This is a genomic window from Sphingobium sp. LMA1-1-1.1 (assembly GCF_040676365.1).
Classification (GTDB): domain Bacteria; phylum Pseudomonadota; class Alphaproteobacteria; order Sphingomonadales; family Sphingomonadaceae; genus Sphingobium.
In genome coordinates, this window is sequence record NZ_JBEGHS010000001.1 from 1,032,000 (window position 1) to 1,047,191 (window position 15,192).

General features: G+C 62.8%; 16 protein-coding genes. 9 read left to right on the plus strand and 7 right to left on the minus strand.

Going from position 1 to position 15,192, the window contains the following annotated elements:
• The first annotated feature begins 332 nt into the window (after positions 1 to 332).
• Entirely contained in the window at positions 333 to 1,886 is a 1,554-nt protein-coding gene (locus MRBLMA1_RS05025) for a right-handed parallel beta-helix repeat-containing protein (RefSeq protein WP_363735328.1), read from the plus strand.
• Between the two features lie 298 nt (positions 1,887 to 2,184).
• Here MRBLMA1_RS05025 and MRBLMA1_RS05030 read toward each other — a convergent pair whose 3' ends face one another.
• The 3 genes from MRBLMA1_RS05030 to MRBLMA1_RS05040 form a co-directional block, all read right to left on the minus strand.
• Positions 2,185 to 2,733, minus strand: a complete 549-nt coding sequence (locus MRBLMA1_RS05030; protein WP_133651661.1) for a hypothetical protein — start codon at positions 2,731 to 2,733, stop codon at positions 2,185 to 2,187.
• Between the two features lie 229 nt (positions 2,734 to 2,962).
• On the minus strand, positions 2,963 to 3,214 hold the full coding sequence (locus MRBLMA1_RS05035) for a hypothetical protein (protein WP_133651660.1): 252 nt from the start codon (positions 3,212 to 3,214) through the stop codon (positions 2,963 to 2,965).
• 79 nt (positions 3,215 to 3,293) lie between these two features.
• Positions 3,294 to 3,524, minus strand: coding sequence for a hypothetical protein (locus tag MRBLMA1_RS05040; RefSeq protein WP_363735329.1), 231 nt, complete (start codon positions 3,522 to 3,524; stop codon positions 3,294 to 3,296).
• Between the two features lie 185 nt (positions 3,525 to 3,709).
• On the opposite strand from MRBLMA1_RS05040, the gene MRBLMA1_RS05045 reads away from it, so the two are divergent.
• Both MRBLMA1_RS05045 and MRBLMA1_RS05050 read left to right on the plus strand, forming a co-directional pair.
• Positions 3,710 to 4,822, plus strand: a complete 1,113-nt coding sequence (locus MRBLMA1_RS05045) for a sensor histidine kinase (RefSeq protein ID WP_363735331.1) — start codon at positions 3,710 to 3,712, stop codon at positions 4,820 to 4,822.
• Position 4,823: 1 nt separating this feature from the next.
• Positions 4,824 to 5,567 (plus strand): LytR/AlgR family response regulator transcription factor, encoded by a 744-nt coding sequence (locus MRBLMA1_RS05050; RefSeq protein WP_363735334.1) that lies wholly within the window; start codon positions 4,824 to 4,826, stop codon positions 5,565 to 5,567.
• 169 nt (positions 5,568 to 5,736) lie between these two features.
• On the opposite strand, the gene MRBLMA1_RS05055 is transcribed toward MRBLMA1_RS05050, so the two are convergent.
• Together MRBLMA1_RS05055 and MRBLMA1_RS05060 are read right to left on the minus strand one after the other, a co-directional pair.
• Positions 5,737 to 6,081, minus strand: a complete 345-nt coding sequence (locus MRBLMA1_RS05055) for a UrcA family protein (RefSeq protein WP_363735335.1) — start codon at positions 6,079 to 6,081, stop codon at positions 5,737 to 5,739.
• A gap of 589 nt (positions 6,082 to 6,670) precedes the next feature.
• Positions 6,671 to 7,243 carry a septal ring lytic transglycosylase RlpA family protein gene (locus MRBLMA1_RS05060; RefSeq protein WP_363735336.1) on the minus strand — a complete coding sequence of 191 codons (573 nt, stop codon included), beginning with the start codon at positions 7,241 to 7,243 and terminating at the stop codon, positions 6,671 to 6,673.
• Between the two features lie 159 nt (positions 7,244 to 7,402).
• Between MRBLMA1_RS05060 and uvrA the strand changes: the two genes are divergently transcribed.
• Complete coding sequence (gene uvrA / locus MRBLMA1_RS05065) at positions 7,403 to 10,315, plus strand: excinuclease ABC subunit UvrA (RefSeq protein ID WP_363735337.1); 2,913 nt, start codon at positions 7,403 to 7,405, stop codon at positions 10,313 to 10,315.
• A 35-nt stretch (positions 10,316 to 10,350) separates the two neighbouring features.
• On the opposite strand, the gene MRBLMA1_RS05070 is transcribed toward uvrA, so the two are convergent.
• Positions 10,351 to 12,126, minus strand: coding sequence for a DUF262 domain-containing protein (locus MRBLMA1_RS05070; protein ID WP_363735339.1), 1,776 nt, complete (start codon positions 12,124 to 12,126; stop codon positions 10,351 to 10,353).
• A 222-nt stretch (positions 12,127 to 12,348) separates the two neighbouring features.
• Between MRBLMA1_RS05070 and MRBLMA1_RS05075 the strand changes: the two genes are divergently transcribed.
• The 5 genes from MRBLMA1_RS05075 to MRBLMA1_RS05095 all read left to right on the plus strand — a co-directional run bounded on the left by MRBLMA1_RS05075 (position 12,349) and on the right by MRBLMA1_RS05095 (position 14,915).
• Complete coding sequence (locus tag MRBLMA1_RS05075) at positions 12,349 to 13,344, plus strand: hypothetical protein (RefSeq protein WP_363735340.1); 996 nt, start codon at positions 12,349 to 12,351, stop codon at positions 13,342 to 13,344.
• Between the two features lie 192 nt (positions 13,345 to 13,536).
• Entirely contained in the window at positions 13,537 to 13,749 is a 213-nt protein-coding gene (locus tag MRBLMA1_RS05080) for a cold-shock protein (protein ID WP_363735342.1), read from the plus strand.
• Positions 13,750 to 13,885: 136 nt separating this feature from the next.
• Positions 13,886 to 14,062, plus strand: a complete 177-nt coding sequence (locus MRBLMA1_RS05085; RefSeq protein ID WP_363735344.1) for a hypothetical protein — start codon at positions 13,886 to 13,888, stop codon at positions 14,060 to 14,062.
• 117 nt (positions 14,063 to 14,179) lie between these two features.
• Positions 14,180 to 14,398 (plus strand): hypothetical protein, encoded by a 219-nt coding sequence (locus tag MRBLMA1_RS05090; protein WP_363735345.1) that lies wholly within the window; start codon positions 14,180 to 14,182, stop codon positions 14,396 to 14,398.
• Positions 14,399 to 14,570: 172 nt separating this feature from the next.
• Positions 14,571 to 14,915 (plus strand): glycine zipper 2TM domain-containing protein, encoded by a 345-nt coding sequence (locus MRBLMA1_RS05095; protein ID WP_363735346.1) that lies wholly within the window; start codon positions 14,571 to 14,573, stop codon positions 14,913 to 14,915.
• 62 nt (positions 14,916 to 14,977) lie between these two features.
• On the opposite strand, the gene MRBLMA1_RS05100 is transcribed toward MRBLMA1_RS05095, so the two are convergent.
• The coding region (locus tag MRBLMA1_RS05100) for an electron transfer flavoprotein subunit alpha/FixB family protein (RefSeq protein WP_363735347.1) at positions 14,978 to 15,192 on the minus strand (215 nt) is incomplete at its 5' end.

Below are 15,192 nucleotides of genomic sequence, written 5' to 3' on the forward strand. Positions count from 1 at the left end.
GCGCCTTTCCCAAGCCATGCCCCTCCTTCGACGCCCCCGCCGAATTGTTCAATTTAATTGCCTGTAATCTTTTGCCCACATGCCGGGCGGCGGGCAAAAGAAAACCCCGCCGGAGCAGAGCTGCACGGCGGGGCCAAGGTTCAGGGAGGTGTCACTCAAGGGGGGAGAGTGACCAGCCCAATCTAGGCGCCCCAGCCAGCAGTTCAAGGGGCTTTCCGCCGCTATTTTCCCTGCCGGCGCGACTTTTCCGGGGGCCGCCATCTCTTCATTGACCGTTCAGCGGCCATCCATCAGGCTGGAACACGACCGTCATGCCGCGAAAGACAGACCTCTTGCCAAAGCCCTTCCGGCTCCTTGCTCCAGCGCTCCTGTTCCCCGCCGCATCGATGGCCGCCGCCCTTGTCGATGTGGCCCGGGCCGAAACCTATTATGTCGATTCCCGCATGGGCGACGACCGGGCGGACGGCACGGCGGGCGACAGGGCGTGGCGGTCCCTGGCGCGGGTCAATGGCTGGCCGCTCCAGCCCGGCGACCGCGTGCTGCTGACCGCCGGCTCGGTCTGGCAAGAACCGCTGACGATCGCCCGCTCGGGCAAGGCGGGATCACCCATCATCGTCGGTGCGACCGGCGCCGGTCCCCGGCCACGCATCGATGCGGGCGGCGTTGCCGAATATGCCATCGGCGTGATCGACGCCGATCATGTCACGATCAGCGGCCTGGAAGCCACCAACGACGCGCCCTCCCCGGCGCCCCGCATCGGCATATTGGTGCGCGCCGAAAATCGCGGCGTGACGCGAGGCATCCGCATCAGCGACAATTATGTCCACGATGTCCGCGGCACCAACGACCGCAAGGACAATGGCGGCATCCTCTTCCGCGCCACCGGCCGGCAGGTCGCCACCCGCTTCGACGATCTGGCGATCGAACGGAACATCCTGTGGCGCGTCGACCGATCCGGCATCGCCGGGATCAGCGACCGCGTGTCCTCCCTTGACTGGTTCCCCAGCAGGAAGGTGGTGATCCGCGACAATTATCTGGATGATATTGGCGGCGACGGCATCGTCCCGCGCGGCACCGACGGCGCGCTGATCGAACATAATATCGTCCTCGCCGCCGGCAGCCGCGCCCCCGGCTACAATGCCGGCATCTGGCAATGGAGCACCGACAACAGCCTGATCCAGCTCAACGAGGCCGCGCATACGCGCACCCGCTATGACGGCCAGGGTTTCGATTCCGACTTCAACTCGCGCCGGACGACCTTCCTCTACAATTACAGCCACGACAATGCCGGCGGATTCCTGCTGATCTGTTCGCCCCGGCCCAATGACAAGGACAATCTGGGCAATCGCGGCACGCTGGCGCGCTTCAACGTCAGCCGCAACGACGGCACCCGCATCTTCCAGCTTTCCGGCAATGTGTCGGACGCCCGGATCGAAAGAAACGTCATCCATGTCGGCCCGGCGATGGACGTGCAGATGATCGTCGCCACCCAGTGGGAAGGCTGGGCGCGGAAGGTGCGCTTCGCGCGCAACGTCTTCAGGGTGGCGGGCACCGCCCGCTACGGCAGCGAAAACGGACGCAGCGGCCCCGACTATCTGATCAGGGCCGGCTTCGCCCCGGCCGAATCGATCCGCTTCCGGCGAAACAGCTATTTCGGCAGCCATGTCGACCTGCCGGACGATGGGGCGGGCCAGACCATCCAGCCCTATCAGGAAATCGCGTCGGACTGGGATGTGCCCCGGTTCGATCCCGCGCAGCCCGACACATTCCCCGAATTCATCGACCGCCACCGCAACTGGATGCTGGCAATGCTGAAACGCGAACTGGGAACGCCCGTCCGGCTCCGGCAGCCGCGCGCCACTTCCACCTTCGAAACCCGCCGCTGACCCGATTTCCCTTTCCCAGAGGCAAAGGAGCCCCGCTCCTTGCGAAGGAAGGCGGGGCTTCAGTTGGGTCGCACACAGACTGATGCCTGCGGACCGCAATAAGACATGGTTCAGACGCGAAGTCGATTGCGATAATCTAGACCTGGATCAAGCCTCCAGAGCGGGTTCCGATCGCTTGGAAATCGCTCTAGCTGCCTTCACGCGCTCAAAAAGCCAACGGCGCGCCGGACCTCCTCCGCCGCGCCGTCATCGCCGCATCGCCACGGCCCCTCCCCCCGGATGGGCCGGTCAAGCTTGCTCAGTTCGCCTTGCTCAAATCCACCTTCTCGACCCATTCGGGATAGAAGGTCGGCTCCCTGTTCGACCATCCGACCGCCGTCGCCGCCGCCTCGCTGATCGACTGGAGCAGCGCCCGGCGCTTTTCGGGATGCAGATGCGGCAGGCTGGCCGCCGCACAGAAGGCTCCCGGCAGCCATGGCCGCGAACCCGCTCCCAGCAGGCGCTCATAAAGGAAGCGATAGGCAGAGAAGCTGCACAGCCGGTCCTGCCCCAGGTCGAAGGCGGAAACCGTCACCAGCGGCGCCATGAACGGCTCCATCTGGTCCAGGCCGCTGTCGTCGGGCACCCGCGCCTTGATCTCGTCCAGCCGTCCATAGATCCGTGCCTGGGCGCGAATGCTGGCTTCCTCCACCATGTCGCGCGACCATAGCTTCATGGCGTCGCGCCGATGCAGCCCAATGTCCAGCGATCGTCGAATATAGCGCTGCGTGGCGGCCGGGAAACTGGCGAATTCACGCAACTCGGCCAGGGTGATCGCCCCGTCCGCAGGTCTTGCACTCGTGCCCATGTCTTTGCCCTCCGACTTCAAGTCGTAAGCAGAACATGCGCCCCATATGGTTACTGCAAGCTTAAGCGCCGGTTCTGCCGACAGGTACAGGGAATCATTTTTTCTTGTGCGGCGCAACATGTAATTTTTATGAATGCGCTCAATCGAATAACACGCCCTGGCCAGCAGTGACCCGGCCTCGCGCAGCCAGCGCCTTAATGCGCCGCAGGGAGCAGGCCCTGACCGCCCGCTATCCGGCGCGGCGCTCCAGGACCGCGCCGATCATGCTGCGCCACACGGTCACGTCACCCGCCTGCGCCATTTGCGCATCAGGCTCGCGCAGCGTGTGGAGGATCGCATAGGCATCGTCGATATGGTCCTGCCAACTGGCATCGACTGCGCTCGCCGCGTGCGGATCCTTGCCCTCGCCATTCAGGCTGAGCTGGCGCCCGGCCAGCACGCGGGCAATGCGTTCGATCGCGGGAGTGGCGGAAGTCGGCATATGAATTGGCTCCTCTCACCTGCGGGGGCAGCGACGAGGCCACCCCTCCAACCGATCATATCACGATTTGCCGGGCCGTCTATCGCTCGTCCTTCTTGTCCTTGCCTTCGGGAAAGCCGGAAGAAGGGACCGGATCGCCATGATCGCCAGGCGCCGTGGCCGATGGCGGATCGGACGCATCCATGCTGTCCATCAATCCCTCGTCCAGCTTCTCCTCGGTCGTCACGGCGTGGTCCTGCGCATCGGTGGACCGCTTGTCATGCGCTTCCTCGCGGCTGTTGGGCCTGATATCGGTCTTGTCGTTCATCATGCTCTCCTCATGGTCGCGCCGCGCTGAAAAAGGCCAAAGCGGTCGCGAACACCTTCCGAAACAGGAAACGGACGGCGGCAAGGGCGGGTTCCGCCGGCCGCCTCCATCGACCAACGCATGGAAGCTTTCGACCAGCTTCGGCGCGAAGGGGCGACAGACGCCGCGCCCTCGCCTAGACTGCGGCCATGAACATAAAAAATGAAGACGGCGAGCCGGGCGTGCCGCCGACGGTCGCGCTTTATTCGATACTGGGTTTCTGGTTCTTCTACGCGATGCTGGTGACGCTGCGCGCCTCCGTCATGGGGTTCGAGGCGCAGGGAGCCATGGCCGCCCGCCGCGCGGTGGTGACGGTGATCGGCATCGTCGTCACCTGGATCCTCTATCTCTGCTTGCGGCGGTTCGACCGCCAGCCGCTGGCGACGCGCATCATCGCCGCCTTCTCGCTCGCCGCGCCCTTCGCGCTGGCCACGGCGGCCGCCAATTTCTACGTCTTCAACATCTACGACCCGGTCTCGCTCATCCCCGATAGCGATTATCAGAAATATGCCAGCGAACAGGGATTTGCCCTGATGCAGATCGTGGAGGACGCGATCAGCCGCTATTTCTTCCTCGCTGCCTGGGCCGGCCTCTATCTCGCCTTGTCCTATGCCAGCGAAGCCCATCGGGTGGAACGCCGCGCCGCCCGGCTGGAACGCGCCGCCCAGCAGGCGGAACTGCGCTCGCTGCGCTATCAGGTGAACCCCCATTTCCTGTTCAACACGCTGAACTCGCTCTCTTCCCTCGTCATGAAGGACCGGCGGGACGAGGCGGAACAGATGATCCTCTCCCTCTCCAATTTCTACCGCACCAGCCTGACGGGCGACCCGCTGGACGATGTCTCGCTGGAGGAGGAGGTGCACCTCCAGAAACTCTATCTCGACATCGAATCCGTGCGCTTTCCCGATCGCCTGTCGACCAGTATCCAGATCCCGCACCGGCTGCTGGGCGCCTGCGTCCCCGGCCTGATCCTCCAGCCGCTGGTGGAAAACGCCATAAAATACGGGGTGTCGCGCACGTCCAGCCCGGTCACCATCACCATCGCCGCGCGGGAGGAGGAGGGCATGCTTCACCTCAGCGTCACCGACAATGGCGACAAGCCGCCAAGCGGCGCCGATGCGGGCAGCGGCATCGGCCTTGCCAATGTGCGCGACCGCCTGATTGCCCGCTTCGGTGAAGAGGGCCGCATCGACTATGGTCCGCGCAACGGCGGCGGCTTCACCGTGGACCTCACCCTGCCCATCATCCGACGGAGCATCTGACATGACCATCAGGACTCTCATCGTCGACGACGAACCGCTGGCGGTGGAACGCCTGCAGATGCTCTGCGCCCGTGAACCGCGCATCGCGCTGGTCGGCACCGCCAGCGATGGCGAAGCGGCGCTGCGCCTGATCGAGGGGCTGGAACCGGACCTGGTGATGCTGGACATCGCCATGCCGCTGCTCGACGGCATCGGCGTGGCGCGGGCTACCTCGCGCATGGGCCTCTGCCCGGCGGTGATCTTCGTCACCGCGTTCGAAGGTTTCGCGGTGGAGGCGTTCGACCTCGCCGCCGTGGACTATCTGCTGAAGCCGGTCGCGCATGAACGCCTGTCGCGCGCCATCGATCGCGTCGAACAGGCGCTGGGCAACCGCGCCGCGCCCTCCCCCGCCACCAGCGCGAAGGAGGAACCGGAATGGGCGGAGGAATTCTGGGTGCCGCACCGCTCCGAACTGATCCGCATCGGCGCGGCCCAGATCGACCGGATAGAGGCGGAGCGGGACTATATGCGGCTGCATGTCGGGGCCAACAGCTACCTTCTGCACCAGACGATCAGTTCGCTGGAAAACCGGCTGGACCCGCAGCAATTCGTCCGCCTGCACCGCTCGCACATCGTCCGCCGCGACCATATCTCCCGGCTTCGCCATGACGGCAGCGGCGTCTGGTCGGCCTGCCTCGCCGACGGCGGCGAAATCCGCATCGGCCGCACCTATCTCACCAACGCCCGCGCCATGGCCGGGCGCTAGGATTTCCAAGCGATCGGAATCGATCGCTGGTCAGGAAATCACGGAAAACAAAGAATCCAGAACGGCGATCTGATTCAATCAGATCGCCGTTCCAGTAAAAACGCTCTGATCCGGAAACGAAAAAAGGCCCGGCATCCACCGGGCCTTCTTCAGGATCGACTGGAAAAACTCAGTTGCCCAGGCCGACCGGCTTTTCCTTGTTCATATCGGCATAGCGCTCGCCGCTCTGGGCCTTGGCGACCGCCAGTTCGACCGAGCTGCGCACATGCGCCGCGGCGACCGACTGGCATTTCTTCATTTCGGCAGAGGTCGCGCCATCCGCGCACACCTTCCAGGCGGCCCGCCAGATGCGGCCCTTCAGCATATTCTGTCCCTTCGCGCTGGACAGGTCCAGATCATGATAGTTGACCTCGACAGTCTTCCCGTTGGACTGGAATTCGGTGGCGGATGCCGCGCCGGCCGCACCCAGGGCGACGATGGCGGCGAAGGCGGGGGCGAACTTGAAGGCGATCATGGCAATTGTCTCCTCGACTCTAATGCTTTTCCCGGCCCCCTCGCGCCACGCGCTCGGCAAGCCTCAGGCGAAGAGAAGAGCGGCCTGAACAACCAGATCCCTGAATGAAGAGATCCCAGAACGAACAGATCATTGTCCCTGTCTTCGCACTTCATCCGTGTAGGCCTTTTGCGAATGCGTCGCTTTTCGCTTTCGACCGGCGGCCAGGCGGGTCGGCCAACGACGCTCTTCTCGACCAAATGCAGTCTGGCGCGGACGAACGACAATTTTACGTCAGGAAAACAGCCATTCCGTAACGTAAAATTACCAGGAGCCAAAGAATGACGCACATAAGAAAGCACCCCCGGCGCAAGGGAACGGCCGGGGGTGCATCCAGGAAGCTGTCGGGCTCTCCGGGATTTCTGTCAAATGCTCGGACGCGGATGGCTTCGATCCTTAGCGGATCGTCGCCTGCCGGATCGTCACCATGTTGGACGCCACCATATCGCGAAGGCGCAACCACCGTTTTTGCCATTCGATGATCCGCGCATCGGCGCCGCCCGGCAACATCCGCCGGAGACAAACCGACGACATTCTTCCACGAACGACATCATTGCCCCGACGCCGCCAGCTGGGCGCGCAGCTTGGCCAGCGTCCGCGCGTCGACGACGGGGCGCTCGGGCGCCTCCTTGCCCTCGCGCAGCTTCCTGCGGTCCTTTTCCGGCGGCTCCACCACGCGCACCCTGACCGGTGCATGGCCGGTGGCCCTGATCCCCAGTTGTTCCGCCGCGCCGCGCGACAGGTCGATGATCCGCCCCCGCCCGGCAAAGGGTCCGCGATCGTTGATCCGCACCAGGATCGTCCGCCCCGTGTCCAGCGCCGTCACCTCGACATAGCTTGGCAGGGGCAGCGTCACATGCGCCGCCGTCACCGCCCTCGGTCGGAAACGCTCGCCGCTCGCGGTCTGGTTCCCGCTCTCGCCGCCATACCAGCTCGCATAGCCCAGATAATCATAGACCGGATCGGCGGCAGGCACATAGGTCACGCCCCTGACGCTATAGGGCTTTCCCACCCGCACCGGCACGTCGCTCACGGGCCGATACCGCACGCCCCCGCCACAGGCCGCCAGCGCCATCGCCACGCCCAGCACGCCATATCGCATCCGAACCGAAATCCCGCTCATCCCCGCCCTTTAACCCGGCAAGGCGCGGGAGCAAAGCCGCTGCCTTTTCCTTTCGCCGCACAGTCCCTATCTTGCGCCCGACCGGCCCTTGCCTCCCAAGAACAAATCTGGAACAACACGCCCCATGAATCCCATCACCCCTCGGCAGAGGTTTCCCGAATGCTGACCACCATAAGCGTCCGCGGCGCGCGCGAGCATAATCTCAAGGGCGTCGACGTCGACCTGCCGCGCGACAGCCTGATCGTCATCACCGGCCTTTCCGGCTCAGGCAAGTCCTCCCTCGCCTTCGACACCATCTATGCCGAGGGTCAGCGCCGCTATGTCGAATCCCTCTCCGCCTATGCGCGCCAGTTCCTGGAGATGATGCAGAAGCCGGACGTCGAACATATTGACGGCCTCTCCCCCGCCATTTCCATCGAGCAGAAGACGACCAGCCGCAACCCGCGCTCGACGGTCGCCACGGTGACGGAGATCTACGACTATATGCGCCTGCTCTGGGCGCGCGTCGGCATTCCCTATTCGCCCGCCACCGGCCTCCCCATCAGCGCCCAGACGGTCAGCCAGATGGTCGATCGCGTGATGCAGTTGCCCGATGGCGCGCGCTTCTACCTGCTCGCCCCCGTGGTGCGCGGCCGCAAGGGCGAATATCGCAAGGAACTGGCCGAATGGCAGAAGGCCGGCTTCACCCGCGTGCGCATCGACGGCGAACTCTACGCGATCGAGGACGCCCCCGCCCTCGACAAGAAGTACAAGCATGACATCGAAGTGGTGGTCGACCGCCTCGCCGTCAGCGAAGACATGGCCACGCGCCTTGCCGACAGCTTCGAACAGGCGCTGAAACTCGCCGACGGCCTCGCCTATGTCGACCTGGCGGACGGCGTCGTCCCCGGCCGTGAGGAGGAGGCCGAATCCACCGGCAACCTCAAGGGCGCCGGCATCCCCGCCAACCGCATCGTCTTCAGCGAGAAGTTCGCCTGCCCCGTCAGCGGCTTCACCATAGCCGAGATCGAACCGCGCCTCTTCTCCTTCAACGCCCCCCAGGGCGCCTGCCCCGCCTGCGACGGCCTGGGCGAGCGGCAGGAATTCGACCCCGAACTCGTCGTCCCCAACGAAGCCCTCAGCCTCAAGAAGGGCGCCATCGTCCCCTGGGCCAAGTCCAACCCGCCCAGCCCCTATTACATGCAGGTTCTCGGCTCCCTGGCGAAGGAGTTCGGCTTCTCCCTCGACACCCCCTGGGCCGACCTTCCGGGGGAGGTGAAGCTCATCATCCTCCACGGCACCGGCGGCAAGCCGGTCACCCTGCGCTTCGTCGACGGCCGCAAGAGCTATGAGGTCAAGAAAGCGTTCGAGGGCGTCATCGGCAACCTCAACCGCCGCCTCCTCCAGACCGAATCCGCCTGGATGCGGGAGGAGCTCAGCAAATATCAGACCGCCATGCCGTGCGAGACCTGCCACGGCGCCCGCCTCAAGCCCGAGGCGCTGGCGGTGAAGATCGCGGGAGAGGACATCTCCATGTCCACCCGCCGCTCGGTGGTGGACGCGCTCGGCTTCTTCTCCACCCTCCCCACCCGCCTCAACGACCAGCAGAACCAGATCGCCCGCGCCATCCTCAAGGAAATCGTGGAGCGCCTCGGCTTCCTCAACAATGTCGGCCTCGACTATCTGAACCTCGACCGCACCAGCGGCACCCTGTCCGGCGGCGAGTCCCAGCGCATCCGCCTCGCCTCCCAGATCGGCAGCGGCCTGTCGGGCGTCCTCTACGTCCTCGACGAACCGTCGATCGGCCTGCACCAGCGGGACAATGACCGCCTGCTCATCACGCTGAAGCGCCTGCGCGACCTCGGCAACACCGTCATCGTCGTGGAACATGATGAGGACGCGATCCGCACCGCCGACTATATCGTCGACATGGGGCCGGGCGCCGGCGTCCACGGCGGCACCATCGTCGCCCAGGGCACCCTGAACCAGCTCCTCGCGCACAAGGACAGCCTGACCGCCGACTATCTGAACGGCACCCGCCGCATTGAGGTACCGCCCCGCCGCCGCAAGGGTTCGGGCAAGAAGCTCACCGTCCACAACGCCCGCGCCAACAACCTGCAAAATGTCACGGCGTCGATCCCGCTCGGCACCTTCACCTGCATCACCGGCGTGTCGGGATCGGGCAAGTCCAGCTTCACCATCGACACCCTCTACGCCGCCTCGGCCCGCACCCTGAACGGCGCCCGCATCGTCGCCGGCCCGCATGACAAGGTCACCGGCCTCGAAAATTGCGACAAGGTGATCGACATCGACCAGTCGCCCATCGGCCGCACCCCCCGCTCCAACCCGGCCACCTATACCGGCGCCTTCACCAACATCCGCGACTGGTTCGCGCAGCTTCCAGAGGCGCAGGCCCGCGGCTACAAGCCCGGCCGCTTCAGCTTCAACGTCAAGGGCGGCCGCTGCGAAGCCTGCCAGGGCGACGGCGTGCTCAAGATAGAGATGCACTTCCTCCCCGACGTCTACGTGACCTGCGACGTCTGCCACGGCGCCCGCTACAATCGCGAGACTCTGGAGGTGAAGTTCAAGGGCAAGTCCATCGCCGACGTGCTTGACATGACCGTCGAGGATGCGGTGGAATTCTTCAAGGCCGTCCCCCCCATCCGCGACAAGATGGCGATGCTCGCCGAAGTGGGCCTCGGCTATGTCAAGGTCGGCCAGCAGGCCACCACCCTGTCCGGCGGCGAAGCCCAGCGCGTCAAGCTCGCCAAGGAATTGTCGCGTCGCGCCACCGGCAACACCCTCTACATATTGGACGAGCCCACCACAGGCCTCCATTTCGAAGACGTCCGCAAACTGCTCGAAGTCCTCCACGCCCTGGTCGAACAGGGCAACAGCGTGGTCGTGATCGAGCACAATCTTGATGTCATCAAGACCGCCGACTGGATCATCGACATGGGCCCCGAAGGCGGCGTCAAGGGCGGCGAAGTCGTCGCCGAAGGCACGCCCGAAAAGGTAGCGAAGAACGCCCGGAGCTTTACCGGGCGCTATCTCGCGCCGTTGCTGGGGTTGGAGGCTGTGGCGGCGGAGTGATAAACCAAGAAGGGAATTCCCTTCTTGGTTTAATCTTAGCTCTTTTTAAATCGAGCCGCGACAGCAAGCACTTGGTTTGCCGGCGCTTCCATCGTTTGATCACCTACACGGACGTAAAGCTTTTCGTTTAAAAAGCTAGGCTCTTCCTGCGCATCAATCGAGGCGATTATAATCTGCTTATCTTTATAGTTACACAGGTCGAGCTTAGCGAGGACTGCCGATTTTAGAGGTTCAGACAAATTAGAATTTGATATGCCGTCACGCCACATTTGATAATAACGCTCGATCGAAATTCCCAGCGATTTGGCTTCTCGTTCCACACCAACTATCCAACGGCCTGCTAACTCCGTAGCCTCGACGCCATCGAGTTTTGCAACACGATCCGCGTCTGCCTTTTTATCGGCCACACCAACGAAAACTGCTCCCGAGTGACCGCTACCAATGTTTGCGATCGCACAAATTGTTTCGAGAACTTTCTGGATAACATTGGCATCAACGCCGCGCTGATCATCCAGCCTCAGGATGCCCTGCTTCATCTCGAAATAGGGCGTTTCGATCGAGGACCGCCTCACGGTGTTTTCGATGTCCAGTTCGCGAGTGCCTCCAAACGCGATTTTAGACACATCAGCTTTTACAAAGCTGTCTCTTAGCAATCCTTTAAGAAGGTTAACGTTCGCACGACGTTGGTCAGGGGACAACGCGTTTCTGGTCGTATTCATGTTCTCTTGAACATTGTTCAACGCGTTATGCGCTTTGGTCGGATCAGCTAAGGCTAGCGAGTCACCAAAAGATATTTCATGAATAGCGATAAATATTGCAGAAAATACAGTAGCAAATGAGTTGTTAGTAGCGTTTTTGAATATTAACCTGCTGAGGGATTGCGCCTCTCCAGCTTCAATAATTTTATCTATTACCTCTATGCAGTATTTAATTTCTTGCTCAAGCCTTCTAGTTCCGTAGGCAATCAAACTCGCTTCAGAGCTTTTCCCGAAATCACTTTCGAGATTAAAAGCATTGTCTAAAACTTCTTTCGACCGTTCAACTATACCGCCCGTGATGCACAAAGACAAATCGGCAACAAGTTGCTCATCCATGCTATCGCGGAGATCAGTTGAACGCAAAATCCCCTGCCTCACCCAAAAAACATCAGCGGATTTCACTGAGTAACCGGCTTGATTCCTCTGCAAATCTACACTTATTTCCGGCATTTTGAACAGCGGCAATGTTTCTACGGAAACGTCGCCTCTTAGCTCGCACGCTATCTCACGCACAAAGCGGGCAATTTCCGTTAGCTGCCCGGCCTGGCGCCGCTCCTGCTCACTGAGGAGGTGTCCATAGGAATTGATACGGCTAAACACGTCAGTCACCACAGACGAGGACGCATTTCGAATTATCGACACTGGCAAGGTATAGTTGAGAATTTTCGATACCTGTTCTCGTGTCAACTTCGGACCGTCATCATCACCTACAAACGCGCCTTTTTCCTTCTGATCCTTTGCACTTGTAAATTCGTTTACGTCAAAGAAAAGCCCGTCTAACGTGGGATACGAATTTTCGATGAAGGAAAGAATTGCATGTAATCTCTGAAGGCCGTCTATAATCTCGTACACTGCTGGATCTGACCCTTGAGGTTCAGCAAGCAAAATCAAAGGGACAGGGTATTGCAGGAGTATGCTATCAATCAACTTCTGCTTCTCGGCCGTTGTCCAAACCAACTTTCGCTGATAGCGCCGATTTACCAGCAGCGTTCCATTTCTGTACCAATTATAAATCGTTTGAATTGGTGTCGGCTGCGAACTTAAGTCGGTCATTTATCTCCCTTTCAGCGCTATGCTGGAGCAGTATTTCTATTAATGCAAGACGTTACGTGCTCGTCACATCCACAAGCTTTTCTTCAGATGTTGATGCCGCAGTAACATCACGATTACCCCTTCTGAACTCCGGGGTTCAGCAGAGCATGTGTATGTTCCCATTTTGTTCTGTCCTACAACCCCTCTCCTGTTGCAAACCCTCCCATAAAAAGGAGCTTTGCCATGTCCTACCATTTCTCCTCCCTCCCCGCGGCCGCCGATCAAGTCCGCGCCGACGGCTGGAGCCCTGCCCGCCAGCGCGCCTTCCTCGAAACCCTCGCCGCCACCGGCATCATCCGCGCCGCCTGCGAAGCCGCGCAGATCAGCACCCGCGCCGCCTATGCCCTGCGCATCCGCCGCGACGGCGCGGCCTTTCGCCTCGGCTGGGACGCGGCCATCCTCATCGCCCGCGCCCGCCTCGCCGATGATCTGCTCGCCCGTGCACTGACCGGCCATGAGGAGGTGATCCGCAAGGACATGGACGCAGGCGAAATCACCCGCCACCGCCACGACAACCGCCTCGCCATGTCGATGCTCTCCCGCCTCGACCGCATGGCTGACAGCCCGCCCGCGGGGTCCGACGCCGCCCTCGCCCGCGTCGTGGCGCAGGATTTCGCCGCCTATCTCGACATGCTCTGCCCACAGGATCAGACAGAGGCAGATCAGGCGGAGGCGGATCGCCCCGCAACCCCGCCCTCCCCGCACGCTTTGCCCGACCCCGACGCCCTCGATGAAGCGCCCGCGCTCGAACAGGCCGCCGCTGCCCTGTCGCCGGGCGCCTCCGCCGCGCTGTTCGTCGCCGCCCGCATGGCGCTGGGCGAGGGCGGCAAGGCCCCCTTCCATCCCTTCGATGAACGGTGTGAACTTCGGCCCATTCCGGCCGTCCCGCCAATCGAACGCGCCAGCTTCCCGCCGGATGAAGCCGCCGCCCGGCTGCGCGGCATCTGGTGGGATGAGGAAAGGGACGGCTGGCGCACCGACTATCCCGCCCCGCCCGGCTTCGACGGCGACGAAAGCGACCTCCACTACGACATCGACGCCTATGAGCGCGACCTGACCATGGCGGAGGAGGAAGCGCTCGCCATCCGCGTGGAGGCGCAGCGCCGCCCCTATGAACATGCCGCCGCCCGCGCCCGCGACGTCTTTTTCGGCTTCGCCGCGCTGGATCGGGCGGGCTGATCGCACCCGCCGGAACGGGCCGCCGCACCCGCCGATTTGCTATTTGGCGCCCATGGCCCTATATAGGGGGTGCTACAGTCGCAAATCGACGGTCTTTCGGCGCTTTGCGGCACCAAACTTCCTTCTTTCCCTGCCCCTCTAGCGCCAGGCCCGTCCACACGGGACGCGCCCACGTAAAGAAGGAAATACCCAATGAGCATCGTCGGAACCGTCAAATTCTTCAACGCCGACAAGGGCTATGGCTTCATCGCCCCCGATGACGGCACCCCGGACGCCTTCGTCCACATCACCGCCGTCGAGCGTGCCGGCCTCGCCACCCTGCGCGAAAAGGACCGCGTCTCCTATGATCTGGAGCAGGACAAGCGCGGCAAGATGGCGGCCGTGAATCTTCAGCACGCCGAATAAAGACGGGGTTAAGCCCGAGCGGCGTCTGAGCATTGCCAGGATGCTGATGCGTCAGCATCACTGCATCCTGACATAAGACGCCGCTGACAGGCGGGGCGCCGTTCGCGGCGCCCCCCTACTTTGAAAGGAGCGTCCCATGGCCAGCCCCGATTTCCGCGCCCTCGCCCGCCAGGCCCGGATCGAAGCCGACGCCGCCACCCTGGACAATGTCCGCCAGCGCTGCCTGCGTTCCGAAGCCGCCTTTCTGGTCATGGCCCGCCGACAGGAATATGTCGACGAAAGCCGCGCCCGCCGCACCGCCGGCACGCACTGAACAGCCGCCCGACTCCTCATATCGACGGCGCTGCCCGCTCTGCCGCACCGCCCCGGAACCGATCCGCGCCGCCACGGTTATCCTTGCAAATTCCCCACGGAACAAGGAGCCAACCCCATGATCCGCACCCTGATCTTTGGCGCGATCGCAGGCTATGTCGGCAAGAAACTCTATGACGAAGGCAAGCTGACGGAGTTCAAGGACGACCTCGTCGCCCGCTACAACCAGGCCAGGTTCGACCTCGACAATCGCCGCGCTAGCGACACCACGCTGACCAGCCCCAATCTCGCCACCCCCACCGCCAGCACCGCCGGCACCGCGCCCCTCACACCCTGAGCGGCCACCCCCTCATTCCCTCCCGGCGGTGAATACCCTCTCGCCGCTGGCACCACTGCCCGCCCGGCTGCCTTCCCCCTTTCGGCGCCGCGGCGGGCAGACTATTTTCGCGCAACTTCCTCCCCTCCCGCGGGTTGTCACTCCAGCAGGGAAAGCACAGGAGAAAATGACAATGCGCACCCCCCTACTCGCCGCCGCGCTGCTTGCAATGCCGCTGACGGCCTGCGTCTCGGACGGCGGCGGCTACGGCTATGACCGCCCCAGCTACGGCCACGGCCCCCATCACGGCGGCCGGCCCATCGGCGACAATGACTATATCTACCGCGACAATGACGGCCGCTATTATTGCAAGCGCGACGACGGCACCACCGGCACCATAGTCGGCGCCATAGCAGGCGGCGTATTGGGCAACATCATCGCCCCCGGCGGTTCCAAGACGCTGGGCACTATCCTGGGCGGCGCAGGCGGCGCACTGGCGGGCCGCGCCATAGACAAGAACGACGTCCGCTGCGAATAAAATGAAAAAAAGGGCGCGGGCCCAAGGCCCGCGCCCTCAATCTGAACCCAAAGGCGAGGCGCTTACAGCTTCTCGACCAGTTCCGGCACAACCTTGAACAGGTCGCCGACCAGACCGACATCCGCCACCTGGAAGATCGGCGCATCCTCGTCCTTGTTGATGGCGATGATGGTCTTGGAATCCTTCATCCCCGCCAGATGCTGGATCGCCCCGGAAATGCCGACGGCGATATAGACTTCCGGCGCGACGATCTTGCCGGTCTGCCCCACCTGATAGT

Bases quoted from the DNA above. Each gene is read 5' to 3' on its own strand.
- MRBLMA1_RS05030 (WP_133651661.1), bottom strand. From the start codon at position 2,733: ATGGGCACGAGTGCAAGACCTGCGGACGGGGCGATCACCCTGGCCGAG.
- MRBLMA1_RS05035 (WP_133651660.1), bottom strand. From the start codon at position 3,214: ATGCCGACTTCCGCCACTCCCGCGATCGAACGCATTGCCCGCGTGCTG.
- MRBLMA1_RS05040 (WP_363735329.1), bottom strand. From the start codon at position 3,524: ATGATGAACGACAAGACCGATATCAGGCCCAACAGCCGCGAGGAAGCG.
- MRBLMA1_RS05045 (WP_363735331.1), top strand. From the start codon at position 3,710: ATGAACATAAAAAATGAAGACGGCGAGCCGGGCGTGCCGCCGACGGTC.
- MRBLMA1_RS05050 (WP_363735334.1), top strand. From the start codon at position 4,824: ATGACCATCAGGACTCTCATCGTCGACGACGAACCGCTGGCGGTGGAA.
- MRBLMA1_RS05055 (WP_363735335.1), bottom strand. From the start codon at position 6,081: ATGATCGCCTTCAAGTTCGCCCCCGCCTTCGCCGCCATCGTCGCCCTG.
- MRBLMA1_RS05060 (WP_363735336.1), bottom strand. From the start codon at position 7,243: ATGAGCGGGATTTCGGTTCGGATGCGATATGGCGTGCTGGGCGTGGCG.
- uvrA (WP_363735337.1), top strand. From the start codon at position 7,403: ATGCTGACCACCATAAGCGTCCGCGGCGCGCGCGAGCATAATCTCAAG.
- MRBLMA1_RS05070 (WP_363735339.1), bottom strand. From the start codon at position 12,126: ATGACCGACTTAAGTTCGCAGCCGACACCAATTCAAACGATTTATAAT.
- MRBLMA1_RS05075 (WP_363735340.1), top strand. From the start codon at position 12,349: ATGTCCTACCATTTCTCCTCCCTCCCCGCGGCCGCCGATCAAGTCCGC.
- MRBLMA1_RS05080 (WP_363735342.1), top strand. From the start codon at position 13,537: ATGAGCATCGTCGGAACCGTCAAATTCTTCAACGCCGACAAGGGCTAT.
- MRBLMA1_RS05085 (WP_363735344.1), top strand. From the start codon at position 13,886: ATGGCCAGCCCCGATTTCCGCGCCCTCGCCCGCCAGGCCCGGATCGAA.
- MRBLMA1_RS05090 (WP_363735345.1), top strand. From the start codon at position 14,180: ATGATCCGCACCCTGATCTTTGGCGCGATCGCAGGCTATGTCGGCAAG.
- MRBLMA1_RS05095 (WP_363735346.1), top strand. From the start codon at position 14,571: ATGCGCACCCCCCTACTCGCCGCCGCGCTGCTTGCAATGCCGCTGACG.